Origin of the sequence: Serratia rhizosphaerae (genome assembly GCF_009817885.1) — a bacterium.
GTDB classification, from domain to species: domain Bacteria; phylum Pseudomonadota; class Gammaproteobacteria; order Enterobacterales; family Enterobacteriaceae; genus Serratia_B; species Serratia_B rhizosphaerae.
The window spans coordinates 1,952,157-1,965,974 of record NZ_CP041764.1 but is presented as its reverse complement, the minus strand read 5'-3'; the positions used below and the strand labels follow the sequence as shown (position 1 = coordinate 1,965,974).

The 13,818-nt window shown below is 57.7% G+C and carries 10 protein-coding genes; 7 read left to right on the top strand and 3 right to left on the bottom strand.

Going from position 1 to position 13,818, the window contains the following annotated elements; translation table 11 throughout:
• The first annotated feature begins 136 nt into the window (after positions 1-136).
• From FO014_RS09250 to FO014_RS09240, 3 genes are all read left to right on the top strand, one after another.
• Entirely contained in the window at positions 137-1,516 is a 1,380-nt protein-coding gene (locus tag FO014_RS09250) for an SLC13 family permease (protein WP_160029175.1), read from the top strand.
• 277 nt (positions 1,517-1,793) lie between these two features.
• The gene (locus FO014_RS09245; protein WP_105229316.1) at positions 1,794-3,086 is read left to right on the top strand and encodes a dicarboxylate/amino acid:cation symporter; all 1,293 of its coding nucleotides are present in this window, start codon (positions 1,794-1,796) and stop codon (positions 3,084-3,086) included.
• Positions 3,087-3,339: 253 nt separating this feature from the next.
• A complete protein-coding gene (locus FO014_RS09240) occupies positions 3,340-4,827 on the top strand; it encodes a M16 family metallopeptidase (protein ID WP_160029173.1) in 1,488 nt (495 codons plus the stop codon).
• 36 nt (positions 4,828-4,863) lie between these two features.
• On the opposite strand, the gene ppiC is transcribed toward FO014_RS09240, so the two are convergent.
• Complete coding sequence (gene ppiC / locus FO014_RS09235; protein WP_160029171.1) at positions 4,864-5,145, bottom strand: peptidylprolyl isomerase PpiC; 282 nt, start codon at positions 5,143-5,145, stop codon at positions 4,864-4,866.
• A gap of 146 nt (positions 5,146-5,291) precedes the next feature.
• On the opposite strand from ppiC, the gene rep reads away from it, so the two are divergent.
• Positions 5,292-7,316: a DNA helicase Rep gene (rep, locus tag FO014_RS09230; RefSeq protein ID WP_160029169.1), complete on the top strand. Its 2,025-nt coding sequence runs from the start codon at positions 5,292-5,294 to the stop codon at positions 7,314-7,316.
• A 50-nt stretch (positions 7,317-7,366) separates the two neighbouring features.
• On the opposite strand, the gene ppx is transcribed toward rep, so the two are convergent.
• Both ppx and rhlB read right to left on the bottom strand, forming a co-directional pair.
• Positions 7,367-8,866: an exopolyphosphatase gene (gene ppx, locus FO014_RS09225; protein ID WP_160029167.1), complete on the bottom strand. Its 1,500-nt coding sequence runs from the start codon at positions 8,864-8,866 to the stop codon at positions 7,367-7,369.
• A 4-nt stretch (positions 8,867-8,870) separates the two neighbouring features.
• Positions 8,871-10,160, bottom strand: coding sequence for an ATP-dependent RNA helicase RhlB (gene rhlB / locus FO014_RS09220; RefSeq protein WP_105229321.1), 1,290 nt, complete (start codon positions 10,158-10,160; stop codon positions 8,871-8,873).
• A 132-nt stretch (positions 10,161-10,292) separates the two neighbouring features.
• On the opposite strand from rhlB, the gene trxA reads away from it, so the two are divergent.
• The 3 genes from trxA (at position 10,293) to wecA (ending at position 13,805) form a co-directional block, all read left to right on the top strand.
• On the top strand, positions 10,293-10,619 hold the full coding sequence (trxA, locus tag FO014_RS09215; RefSeq protein WP_105229322.1) for a thioredoxin TrxA: 327 nt from the start codon (positions 10,293-10,295) through the stop codon (positions 10,617-10,619).
• 539 nt (positions 10,620-11,158) lie between these two features.
• Positions 11,159-12,418: a transcription termination factor Rho gene (rho, locus tag FO014_RS09210; protein WP_015344121.1), complete on the top strand. Its 1,260-nt coding sequence runs from the start codon at positions 11,159-11,161 to the stop codon at positions 12,416-12,418.
• Between the two features lie 304 nt (positions 12,419-12,722).
• Positions 12,723-13,805, top strand: a complete 1,083-nt coding sequence (gene wecA, locus FO014_RS09205; protein WP_160029165.1) for a UDP-N-acetylglucosamine--undecaprenyl-phosphate N-acetylglucosaminephosphotransferase — start codon at positions 12,723-12,725, stop codon at positions 13,803-13,805.
• Positions 13,806-13,818: the final 13 nt, after the last annotated feature.

Genomic DNA, 13,818 nt, shown 5'->3' with positions numbered 1-13,818 from the left:
TGGTTATCGGTGTGTTACTGCTCGCATAAATAGAAACTTTTTCTCAACAAGGCCGTAAACAACCCTTATGCTGGCGTCTTGGTTGGCACATTTTGTTACAAGCTGCCACATTTGATGACCAAGGGATGTGAAATTCATGGCTGATACTCCTCTGACACCCTCGACCTCTTCGCCGGCGACACGGCGCGGGCTGCTGATTCTGGCGGCCGACTGTGTGCTCTTTGCGGTTTTGCTCTACACGCTGCCTTTTTCCCCGCAGGAAAATACCGGCCTGGCGCTGTTGGCGTTTGTCGGTATTCTCTGGCTGACTGAGGCGATCCACGTCACCGTGACGGCGCTGCTGGTGCCGGTGATGGCAGTAGCGCTCGGAATGATGAACGTTGATAAGGCGCTGGCGTCGTTCGCCAACCCGACCATCTTCCTGTTCTTCGGCGGCTTTGCGCTGGCGACGGCGCTGCATATCCAAAAGCTGGACCGGCTGATCGCCAACCGGCTGCTGTTGCTGGCGGGCGGTAAAATGCTGCTGGCGGCGTTGATGCTGTTTGGCGCGACGGCGGTGTTGTCGATGTGGATCAGCAATACCGCGACGGCGGCGATGATGCTGCCGCTGGCGATGGGGATCCTGAGCAACCTTGACCGCGAACGCGATCACAATACCTATGTCTTCCTGCTGCTGGGCATCGCCTACAGCGCCAGTATCGGCGGCCTGGGCACCATGGTCGGCAGCCCGCCGAACGCCATTGCCGCGGCGCAGCTGGGGTTGGATTTCGTCGGCTGGATGAAGTTCGGCGTGCCGGTGATGATCGTGCTGCTGCCGCTGATGGTCGGCACGCTGTATCTGATGATGCGGCCGAATCTGAAGCACCGCTTTGACATCACGCTGGAAAACTTCCCGTGGACGCGGCCGCGTTGGATTACGCTGGGTATTTTCCTGCTGACGGTCTTTTGCTGGATCCTCAGCAGCCAGATCAGCGCGCTGCTCGGCGGCGTGAAGCAGTTCGACACGCTGGTGGCGGTAGGCGCGGCGGTGCTGATCGGCATCAGCGGCGTGGCCAGCTGGGCGCAGATTCAGCAGAATACCGAGTGGGGCGTACTGATGCTGTTCGGCGGCGGCCTGACGCTGAGCGTGATCCTTAAAGACTCCGGCGCCAGTGCGGTGATGGCTGAAGGCATGGCGTCGCTGTTTGGCGCCAGCCACTGGTTTGTGATTATTCTGGCGGTGGCGGCGTTTATTATTTTCCTGACCGAATTCACCAGCAACACCGCCAGCGCCGCGCTGCTGGTGCCGGTGTTCGCTACGGTGGCGGAAGCGCTGGGCATGCCGCCGGCGCTGCTGACCATCGTGATCGGCATTGGCGCGTCCTGCGCCTTTATGCTGCCGGTGGCGACGCCGCCGAACGCCATTGTTTACGGCACCGGCGAGATCCGCCAGAGCGAGATGGTGAAAGTCGGCTTTTGGCTGAATATTCTCTGCGTGTTGGTGGTGTCGCTGTTCGCCTGGTTTATCTGGCGCTGATGCCTGCCGCCGGCAGGCTGCCTATCTCTGCGCCCCGCTTGCTCTGCGGGGCCGCAATACAATCTTCTGTAAAAAACGCGCGTAAACCCGGTTTTACGCTGTTTTTTCGTTTCATTTCAGCTGTACCGTTTCAGCTCTTAAATTCATATCAACGACAGGCGCGATCTCAGCAAACTGTTCCCATCTTGTTAATCGGGTGTTATTTTCGCGCAGGCGTTGAGCAGGCATGAAAAGTACCGATAACCGCCTGTCCGCGTCCCCTTCAAAGGATGTTCATATGAAAAAAAATATCTTTAAGAGCCTTTATTTCCAGGTGCTTATGGCCATTACGCTGGGTGTGCTACTCGGCCATTTCTACCCTGACCTCGGCACTCAGATGAAACCTCTGGGTGATGGATTTGTTAAGTTAATCAAAATGATTATCGCGCCGGTGATCTTCTGTACCGTGGTAACCGGCATCGCAGGCATGGAGAGCATGAAGGCCGTCGGCCGCACCGGCGCCATTGCGCTGCTGTATTTTGAGATAGTCAGCACCATCGCGCTGATTATCGGCCTGGTGGTGGTGAACGTGGTACAGCCGGGGGCGGGGATGAATGTCGATCCGGCGACGCTGGATGCCAAGGCCGTGGCGGTATATGCCGAACAGGCCTCGCAGCAGGGGATTATTCCGTTCCTGTTGGATATTATTCCCGGCAGTGTGATCGGCGCCTTCGCCAGCGGCAATATCCTGCAGGTACTGCTGTTTGCGGTGCTGTTCGGCTTTGCGCTGCATCGCCTGGGGGAAAAGGGGCAGTTGATCTTTAATGTGATCGAAAGCTTCTCCAACGTGATTTTCGGCATCATCAATATGATTATGCGTCTGGCGCCGCTGGGCGCCTTCGGCGCGATGGCGTTCACCATCGGCAAATACGGCGTGGGCACCCTGGTGCAGTTGGGGCAGCTGATTTTGTGCTTCTATCTCACCTGTATCCTGTTCGTGGTGGTGGTGTTGGGGGCGATTGCCCGCGCCAACGGCTTCAGCATCTTCAAGTTTGTTAACTACATCAAAGAAGAGTTGCTGATCGTGCTGGGCACCTCGTCGTCCGAATCCGCGCTGCCGCGCATGCTGGACAAGATGGAGCGGCTGGGCTGCAAGAAATCGGTGGTGGGGCTGGTGATCCCGACCGGTTACTCCTTCAACCTGGACGGCACCTCGATTTATCTGACCATGGCGGCGGTGTTTATCGCCCAGGCCACCAATGCCCATATGGACATCATGCATCAGATTACGCTGTTGATAGTGCTGCTGCTCTCCTCGAAAGGGGCGGCGGGGGTGACCGGCAGCGGCTTTATCGTGCTGGCGGCGACCCTTTCCGCCGTGGGCCATCTGCCGGTGGCGGGGCTGGCGCTGATTCTCGGCATCGACCGCTTTATGTCGGAGGCGCGTGCGCTGACCAACCTGGTGGGCAACGGCGTGGCGACGGTGGTGGTGGCCAAATGGTGCAACCAGCTGGACAGCCAGCAGCTGAAAGATACGCTGAATAACAAACGGCCTGCCGGCGTGGCGGACGAGAGCCAACGCTCGACGTGACGGCCGGTTGTTGAAGTCAAGCCATCGGCTGTTGTGGCGGCCGATGGCGTTTTCCACCTTTTCCGCTTGTAAAACTCCCTCAATGACTATTTTTCGCCGCATTGGGTAACATCGAACAAGGCGCGCGGTCCAACACAATGGTACACTTTCTACTTTCCGCCCCACTGTGAAACTCAGGGCGTGCTTTTATGATTCCAGTGAATGGAATACGTGTATCAAAGATAAATTGGATAGCCATTAAGTAGGGGTTCACATGCAGGGCACCAGAATTCATCTTCTTGTGGGTGGGCTGTTGTTGGCGGCCGCCAGCGGCGGCGTGCAGGCTGAAGCGCTACAACCCGATCCCGCCTGGCAGCAGGGAAAATTGGACAACGGGTTTTCCTGGCAGGTGCTGGATACGCCGCAGCGGCCAAGCGACCGCATTGAACTGCGGCTGCTGGTGAATACCGGATCGCTGGTCGAATCTTCCCAGCAGATCGGTTTCGCCCACCTGCTGCCGCGCCTGGCGATGGCGCGCAACGAAAGTTCGCCGCAGCTGCGTTCGCTGTGGCAGCAGGGCGTGGACGACGAACAGCCGCTGCCGCCGGCCGTTAGCTCGTATGATTTCACCCTCTATAACCTGAGTTTGCCGAATAACCGCCCGGATCTGCTGAAAGAGGCGCTGAGCTGGCTGGCGGAAACCAGCGGCAAGCTGCCGATCGACGAGCAGACGGTGCATAAGGTGGTGAATTCCGGCGCCGATCCGATCGGCCTGTTCCCCGCCAATACCCAGGATGCCTGGTGGCGTTACCGGCTGAAAGGCTCCACGCTGCTGGCGCACGACCCGGGCCAGGCGGTGAAGCGGCCGGTCAATCTTGAACAGCTGAAAGATTTTTACCAGCAGTGGTACACCCCGGACGTAATGACCTTGTACGTGGTCGGCCGGGTGGACAGCCGCAGCCTGAGCGAACAGATCAACAAAACCTTTTCGACGCTGAGCGGCAAACGGGAAACGCCGGCTACTATGCCGACCCTGGCGCCGCTGCCGCCGCAGCCGGTCAGCCTGATGAATGAAGCAATCCAGCAGGATATGCTGTCCATTATGTGGGATACGCCGTGGCAGCCGATTCGCGACTCCCAGCAGCTGAGCCGCTACTGGCGCAGCGATCTGGCGCGCGAGGCGCTGTTCTGGCACCTGCAGCGCGCGCTGGAAAAGAGCCCGCAGAAGGGTGCGCAGCTGGGCTTTGACTGTCGGGTGCAGTATCAGCGTTCGCAGTGCGCCATTCATCTCAACACCAGTAACGCCAACCTGAAGTCTGCGCTGGAGTTTGTGGCGACGGAGATGGCGGCGGTGCGCGACAACGGACTCAGCCAGCAGGAGTTTGATGATTTGCTGGCGCAGAAGCACGATCAGCTGAGCAAGCTGTTCGCCACCTATGCCCGTACCGATACCGACGTGCTGATGAGCCAGCGTCTGCGTTCGCAGCAGAGCGGCGTGGTGGACATTTCCCCGGAGATGTATCAGAAGCTGCGTCAGGCGTTTCTGGCGTCGCTGACGCCGGAGTCGTTGCACCAGGCGCTGAAACTGCAACTGTCGCAGGACGCTACGCTGGTGCTGCAGCAGCCGAAAGGCGAAGCGGAAACCAATATGAAGCAGCTGCAGGACGTCTATAACGGCATTATGGCGCCGCCACCGGCGGTGGTGAGTGAAGCGCCGAAGCCGGAAGGCGATGCGGCGACGCCGGACGGCAGCGCGCAATAACGCACGGGCGGCGCTCTTTCTGTGGAGCGCCGCCGGTCAGTTGCGGTACAGCACCTTGATAATGTGGTAGCCGAACTGGGTTTTCACCGGCCCGTACGGCTTGAGCAGCGGAATGCTGAACACCGCTTTATCAAATGCCGGCACCATCGCGCCCTTGTTGAATTCGCCCAGTGAGCCGCCGTTACGTTTCGACGGGCAGGTCGAGTATTTGCGCGCCAGCGTGTCGAAGCTGACGCCGCGCTTGAGTTTGGCCAGCAATTCATTGGCCAGCTTCTCGTTATCAACCAAAATATGCAGTGCGCATGCGCTCTTCGCCATGGTATTACCCTGTGTGCTTACGGTGGAGGACGCATTATACCCGTTTTATCCGGGCAGGGCGGCATTGACGCGACGGGTATCAATCTTGCCGGCGCTTTCTGCTACACTGCCTGTCCCACGTTAAGATTGTCGAGCCATAAAGTCCCATGCGATTAAACCCCAGCCAACAACAAGCCGTTGAATTCGTTACCGGTCCCTGCCTGGTTCTGGCCGGCGCCGGCTCGGGCAAGACGCGCGTAATCACCAATAAAATCGCTCATCTGATCCACCATTGCGGCTATCAGGCGCGGCATATCGCCGCGGTGACCTTTACCAACAAGGCGGCGCGTGAGATGAAAGAGCGCGTGTCGCAGACGCTGGGGCGGAAAGAGGCGCGTGGCCTGATGATTTCGACCTTCCATACGCTGGGGCTGGAGATCATCAAGCGCGAATATAAAGCGCTGGAGATGAAGTCCAACTTCTCGCTGTTTGACGACCAGGATCAGCTGGCGCTGCTGAAAGAGCTGACGGAAAAATGGCTGGAAAATGACAAAACGCTGGTGGCGCAGCTGATCTCCACCATTTCCAACTGGAAGAACGATCTGGTGGACCCCCAGCGTGCGGCCGAGCTGGCGCGCTCCGAGCGCGACAAGCTGTTTGCCCACTGCTACGGTCTGTACCATGCGCATATGCGCGCCTGTAACGTGCTGGATTTCGACGATTTGATCCTGCTGCCGACGCTGCTGCTGCAGCGCAACGAAGAGGTGCGTGAACGCTGGCAAAACCGTCTGCGCTATCTGCTGGTGGATGAGTATCAGGATACCAACACCAGCCAATATGAACTGGTGAAGCTGCTGGTGGGCAACCGCGCCCGTTTTACCGTGGTGGGCGATGATGACCAGTCAATCTACTCCTGGCGCGGCGCGCGGCCGCAAAACCTGGTGCTGCTGAAAGAGGACTTTCCGGCACTGCAGGTGATTAAGCTGGAACAGAACTACCGCTCCAGCGAGCGTATTCTGAAAGCGGCCAACATTTTGATCGCCAATAACCCGCACGTGTTTGAGAAACGGCTGTTTTCCGAGCTGGGATATGGCGAAGAGCTGAAAGTGGTGACCGCCAATAACGAAGATCACGAGGCCGAGCGGGTGGTCGGCGAACTGATCGCCCATCACTTTGTGAAAAAGACCAACTATGGCGATTACGCCATTTTATACCGCGGCAACCACCAGTCGCGGGTGTTCGAAAAAATGCTGATGCAGAACCGCATCCCGTACAAGATCTCCGGCGGCACCTCGTTCTTCTCCCGCCCTGAAATCAAGGATCTGCTGGCCTACCTGCGGGTGTTGACCAATCCGGACGACGACAGCGCCTTTCTGCGCATCGTCAATACGCCGAAGCGGGAAATCGGCCCGGCGACGCTGCAAAAGCTGGGAGAGTGGGCCAATCTGCGCAATAAGAGCCTGTTTGCCGCCAGCTTCGACGTGGGGCTGGGCCAGCACCTTACCGGCCGCGGCCTGGAGTCGCTGCAGCGTTTTACCCAGTGGATGGACGGCATTGCCCAGCAGGCCGAGCGCGAGCCGGTGGCGGCGGTGCGCGACCTGATTCGCGGCGTCGACTACGAAAGCTGGCTGTTCGAAACCTCCGCCAGTCCGAAGGCGGCGGAAATGCGCATGAAAAACGTCAATACGCTGTTCGGTTGGATGACGGAAATGCTGGAAGGCAGCGATCTGGAAGAGCCGATGACGCTGACGCAGGTGGTCACCCGTTTCACGCTGCGCGACATGATGGAGCGGGGCGAAAGCGAGGAAGAGCTGGACCAGGTGCAGCTGATGACGTTGCACGCCTCCAAGGGTCTGGAGTTCCCCTATGTGTTCCTGGTGGGGATGGAGGAAGGTTTACTGCCGCATCAGAGCAGTATTGATGAAGATAATGTCGAGGAAGAGCGACGTCTGGCCTATGTAGGGATAACCCGCGCCCAAAAAGAGCTGATTTTCACCCTGTGCCGTGAGCGCCGGCAGTACGGCGAATTGGTGCGCCCGGAACCGAGCCGTTTCCTGCTGGAACTGCCGCAGGATGATTTGGCGTGGGAAACGGAGCGTAAGGTGATCAGCCCGCAGGAGCGGATGCAAAAAGGGCAGAGCAACGTCGCCAATATCCGCGCCATGCTGGCGAAGGCCAAGGGCGGCGGCTGAGTCGCGGGGAAAAAGAGGGGTTCGCCTGGGCGAACCCGTATCCGGTGGAGTTACGCCTGTTCTTCCAGCAGCAGCGGCCAGTGCACGTAGCTCTGCCAGTGGCTCTCCTGCTCCAGCTCTTCGCCGCGCAGAGGGTGCTGTTCCAGCCAGCCGTGCGGCACAATCACGTACAGCGCGTCATCGTTATGCTGGGCGCGCAGTCTGACCGCCGGCAGCGTGTCATCGCGGCGGCGGCTGGCGAAGATAATAGCCAGGCGCAGCAGGCGGCATAAATGCTGGGCGATACGCGGCGGCACGGCGTTTTGCTGGCTGAGCAGCGTGAGATCGAGCGTGTTGCTCTGGTTTTGCAGCAGGGCGGCCAGCAGTTTTTTCTGCGCCGGGGTAAAACCGGGCAGCGCCAGATGGCGAATCAGATAGGCGGCGTGCTGGGGCGCCTGTTTGAAGTCGACGCTCAGACCGATTTCATGAATCAGACAGGCGGCGTGCAGCAGTTCACGGCTGCGGGTATCCAGCTGCCACTCATTGGCTACCTGCTGTGAGAAGTTACTCGCCAACTGGGCAACGCGGGCCGCTTGCTCGGTATCCAGCAGGTAGCGCCGCTGCAGATTGCGAATGGTGCGATGGCGGATATCCTGCTCCACCGGCAGATGCAGCATGCCGTACACCAACCCTTCGCGCAGAGCGCCGCCGGAAAGCAGCATGCTTTCGATGCCCAGCTCCTGGAAGATCGCCAGCAGAATCGACAGCCCGCTGGGGAACACCAGCGCGCGCTCCAGCGTCAGGCCTTCAATTTCCAACTCTTCCAGCTTGCCGCACTGGATGGCGCGCTGTTTGAGCTGGCGCAGTTTCGGCAGGGTAATGCGTTCGTCCATACCCTGCGCCACCATGATTTCCTGCAGCGCCTGTACGGTGCCGGAGGCGCCGACGCAGATCTGCCAGCCGTGTTCACGCAAGGCGGAGGCAATCGGCCGCACCATTTCGCGCGCGGCCAGTTCGGCGCGGTCAAAGTTGTCGCGTCCGAGGTTGCGGTCGCTGAAGAAGCGCTCCAGCCAGGTGACGCAGCCCATCGACAGGCTGTACAGCTGTGCGGCCTGGGCGCCGGTGCCGGTCACCAGTTCGGTGCTGCCGCCGCCGATGTCGACCACCAGACGCCGATCGGGGCCGCCGGTGGTATGCGCCACGCCGTGGTAAATCAGGCGTGCCTCTTCTTCGCCGCTGATCACCTGTACCGGGCAGCCCAGAATCTGCTGCGCGGTATGCAGGAATTCATCGGCGTTCTGCGCCAGGCGCAGCGTGGCGGTCGCCACCACGCGGATCTGTTCGCGCGGAATATCCTGCAGACGTTCGGAAAACAGCCGCAGGCATTGCCAGCCGCGCTGCATGGCGTCATGCGACAGGTTATTGTCCCGATCCAGCCCGGCCGCCAGGCGGACTTTGCGTTTGATGCGCGCCAGCGTCTGAATACTGCCGGCGACCTCACGCACCACCAACATATGGAAACTGTTGGACCCCAGATCGATGGCGGCATACAGCGTGCTGGAACTGAGCATCGGGTCAGCCTGAACGTTTACGGTTGTTGCGCGGCGCGCCGCCGCTGCGGCGTTGCGACGAATTACGGCGCGAATTGTTGCCGCCGCGCGGGCGCGACAGGCGTTTCGGCGCCGGCAAATCGTCCAGCAGTGCGTCGCTGTTGTATTTGCTGACCGGGATGCTGTGCCCGGTGTAGGCTTCGATCGCCGGCAGGTTAAGCGCGTATTCTTCACAGGCCAGGCTGATGGAGTGCCCGCTGGCGCCGGCGCGGCCGGTACGGCCGATGCGGTGAACGTAGTCCTCGCAGTCGTCAGGCAGATCGTAGTTGAAGACGTGGGTAACCGCAGGAATATGCAGGCCGCGCGCCGCAACGTCGGTGGCCACCAGAATATCCAGGCTGCCTTTGGTGAAGTCTTCCAGAATGCGCAGACGCTTTTTCTGGGCGACGTCGCCGGTCAGCAGGCCCACGCGGTGACCGTCAGCGGCCAGATGGCCCCAGATGTCCTCGCAGCGGTGCTTGGTGTTGGCGAAGACGATGGCGCGATCCGGCCACTCTTCTTCGATCAACGTCTGCAGCAGGCGCATTTTCTCTTCGTTGGACGGGTAGAACAGCTCTTCTTTGATGCGGTGGCCGGTTTTCTGTTCCGGTTCGACTTCCACATATTCGGCATTGTTCATCTGCTCGAACGCCAGCTCGCGTACGCGGTAGGAGAGGGTGGCGGAGAACAGCATGTTCAGACGCTGATCGGCCGACGGCATGCGGCGGAACAGCCAGCGGATATCTTTGATAAAGCCCAGATCGTACATGCGATCGGCTTCATCCAGCACCACCACCTGAATGGCGCTCAGGTCGATATAGTTTTGTTTTGCGTAGTCAATCAGTCGGCCGGTGGTGCCGATCAGAATATCTACGCCCTTTTCCAGCACTTTCAGCTGTTTGTCATAACCGTCGCCGCCGTAGGCCAGGCCCAGCTTCAGCCCGGTGGACTGCGACAGCATTTCCGCATCGGCGTGGATCTGCACCGCCAGCTCGCGCGTAGGCGCCATGATCAAGGCGCGCGGTTGGTTGGTCTGGCGATCCTGTTTCGCCGGGTGGGAGAGTAAATAGTGAAAAGTAGACGTCAGAAATGCCAACGTCTTTCCGGTACCGGTTTGCGCCTGACCTGCAACGTCACGCCCGGAGAGCGTGAGCGGTAATGCCAACGCCTGGATAGGCGTGCAGTTGTGAAACCCTTTTTTTTCAAGGGCTTCAAGGACTAACGGGTGCAGGGCGAAGTCGGAAAACTTCTGTTCAGTCAAGTGTGTTTTGCTCATAGTGTGGTAGAATATCAGCTAACTATTGCTTTACGAAAGCACATCCGTTGAAATAAACGCGGTGAAATAAAATCACCTTGAGTTGGTTTAATGCTACACCAACAAGGTAGACATAATCCTGTGGAGTAGAACATGAGCGATAAAATTATTCACCTGACTGACGACAGCTTTGCTACAGAGGTGCTGAATGCCGAAGGGCCAATCCTGGTCGACTTCTGGGCTGAGTGGTGTGGTCCGTGCAAGATGATTGCTCCGATTCTTAATGAAATTGCCGAAGAGTTCGACGGCAAATTGACTATCAGCAAACTGAACATCGACGAGAACCCGGCTACCGCACCTAAGTACGGTATCCGCGGCATCCCAACGCTGTTGCTGTTCAAGAACGGTGAAGTGGCGGCGACCAAAGTGGGCGCACTGTCCAAAGGTCAGCTGAAAGATTTCCTGACCGCCAATCTGTAACCGGGCGGGATGCCCCGGGTCTGGCGTCCGGTCGCGAGTCTTCGCATCGGCGCCGGCCCAATTTTTCCGGTTTTCGGCGGCAATGTCCGCGGCTCTCCAGGCAGGCTCCGCACGGCGATGTGGGTAAACATGGCGCGTCTGCGACTAAAGATGCAGTTTGCTTGCGGCGGCTATAGACGCCCGCCGAGAAGCGTGTTAAGTTTAATCACACTGCATATAGAACTTGCCCGAAGTTTTAAGTCTAAAGAGTTTGAATCTAAAGCGTTACTCTGTGTCATAGCATCGGCGTTGTCTTCATACTTGGACTTGGCCCGCGCGTTGACAATCAATGGTTTTGCAAAAATCAGTTTTAAGGCACCTTCGATCCTAAACCGCCAGCGTGCGCGTCCAATGTAAGCCATCTCTTACCACGACGGCTAAGCGGCCCGGTGATTGAACGTCCAGTAAACAGGCACGAAAATCCCGATGCGGGAACATCACGCTGCCATACTATTCACGTTAAAGTTCGAGACATACCCCGATTTTAAGAACCCACCACTATGAATCTTACCGAATTAAAGAACACGCCGGTTTCTGACCTGATCACACTCGGCGAAAATATGGGGCTGGAAAACCTGGCCCGCATGCGTAAGCAGGACATTATCTTTTCCATTCTCAAGCAGCATGCGAAAAGCGGAGAGGATATTTTCGGTGATGGCGTGCTGGAGATATTGCAGGATGGATTTGGTTTCCTCCGTTCCGGAGACAGTTCCTACCTCGCAGGCCCCGACGACATCTACGTATCCCCTAGCCAAATCCGCCGCTTCAACCTCCGTACAGGTGACACCATTTCCGGTAAGATTCGTCCGCCAAAAGAAGGCGAACGTTACTTTGCCCTGCTGAAGGTTAACGAAGTCAACTACGACAAACCGGAAAACGCCCGCAGCAAAATTCTGTTCGAAAACCTGACGCCGCTGCACGCCAACTCGCGTCTGCGTATGGAGCGCGGCAACGGTTCAACCGAAGACCTGACCGCTCGCGTACTGGATCTGGCATCGCCGATCGGTCGCGGCCAGCGCGGCCTGATCGTCGCGCCGCCGAAAGCCGGTAAGACCATGCTGCTGCAGAACATTGCCCAGAGCATCGCCTACAACCATCCGGATTGTGTGCTGATGGTGCTGCTGATCGACGAACGTCCGGAAGAAGTGACCGAGATGCAGCGTCTGGTGAAGGGTGAAGTGATCGCCTCTACCTTCGATGAACCGGCTTCCCGCCACGTGCAGGTTGCGGAAATGGTGATTGAAAAGGCTAAACGTCTGGTTGAGCACAAGAAGGACGTCATTATCCTGCTTGACTCCATCACCCGTCTGGCGCGTGCCTACAACACCGTGGTGCCGGCCTCCGGCAAGGTGCTGACCGGTGGTGTGGATGCCAACGCCCTGCACCGTCCGAAGCGCTTCTTCGGCGCGGCGCGTAATGTGGAAGAGGGCGGCAGCCTGACCATTATCGCTACTGCGCTGGTGGATACCGGTTCGAAGATGGACGAAGTGATTTACGAAGAGTTCAAGGGCACCGGTAACATGGAACTGCACCTGTCGCGTAAAATTGCGGAAAAACGTGTCTTCCCGGCGATTGATTACAACCGCTCCGGTACCCGTAAGGAAGAGCTGCTCACCAGTTCTGAAGAGCTGCAGAAGATGTGGATCCTGCGCAAGATTATCCACCCGATGGGGGAGATCGATGCGATGGAGTTCCTCATTAATAAATTGGCGATGACGAAAACCAATGATGAGTTCTTCGATATGATGAAGCGCTCATAATTACGTAAAAAATTTAACTAACGCCACGCCAAGCCGTGGCGTTTTTTGCTTTTGGCAGATAGGATACGCGGCAGAAATAGAAATTTAATTTACTTTTTCGGCTGCGGCGTGTTTGATCGGATTTGTATACTTGTCCATTGGTGATGCTTAAGGTCCAAAGTGGGGAATGACAAATCGTGTAATGAAACTCAATCGCGTTTGTCATAGGAAATGACTGAAAGGAAGCGGAGACATCTGGTGCTAGGTTTATCCGGTGTTAAGCTGCCCTATCTTCTCAGAGATCTGTTAACAGTGAACTACTCACATGAGTACTGAAATTCTATTTGTTTTTTTATTCTCCTTGGCGTTTTTATTTGTTGCCCGCAAGGTGGCAAAGCGGGTTGGTTTGGTTGATAAGCCTAATTACCGTAAACGACATCAGGGGTTAATTCCGTTGGTCGGGGGGATTTCGGTTTATGCCGGGTTGTGTTTCGCCTTCCTGATCTCTGACCAAACGATTGCACACAGTCAGTTATATCTCGCCTGCGCCGGTTTGTTGGTATTTGTCGGCGCTCTGGATGACCGTTTTGACATCAGCGTAAAAATCCGCGCCTTTGTTCAGGCGCTGGTCGGCGTGGTGATGATGGTATTTGCCGGCCTGTATCTGCACAGCTTTGGTTATATCCTGGGCGGATGGGAAATGCAGCTGGGGCCGTTCGGTTATCTGCTGACGCTGTTTGCGGTGTGGGCGGCGATTAACGCCTTCAATATGGTAGATGGTATCGACGGCTTGCTGGGCGGTTTGTCCTGCGTGTCGTTCGGCGCGTTGGGCGTGCTGCTGTACTTCAGCGGGCATGCTGAGCTGGCGTTCTGGTGTTTTGCCATGATTGCCGCCATCGTTCCCTATATCTTGCTGAACCTGGGCATTCTCGGTCGTCGCTATAAAGTGTTTATGGGTGACGCCGGCAGCACGCTGATCGGCTTTACCGCGATCTGGCTGCTGCTGCAAAGTTCACAAGGCCAGACGCCGGCGATTCGCCCGGTAACCGCGCTGTGGATTATCGCGATTCCGCTGATGGATATGATCGCCATTATGTATCGTCGTTTGCGCAAAGGCATGAGCCCGTTCTCCCCCGATCGGCAGCATATCCACCACCTGATTATGCGCGCCGGCTTTACGCCGCGGCAGGCGTTTGTGCTGATAACCCTGGCTGCCGCCCTGTTGGCGGCGATCGGCGTACTGGGCGAATGGTTAACATTTATCCCGGAATGGTTCATGTTGGCATTGTTCTTGCTTGCATTTCTGTTCTACGGTTATTGCATTAAGCGAGCCTGGCGCGTTGCGCGTTACATCAAGCGCATCAAACGTCGTATGCGTCGCTCGATGGATAATAAGCAAGTACCTTAAACCAGAGGCTTTT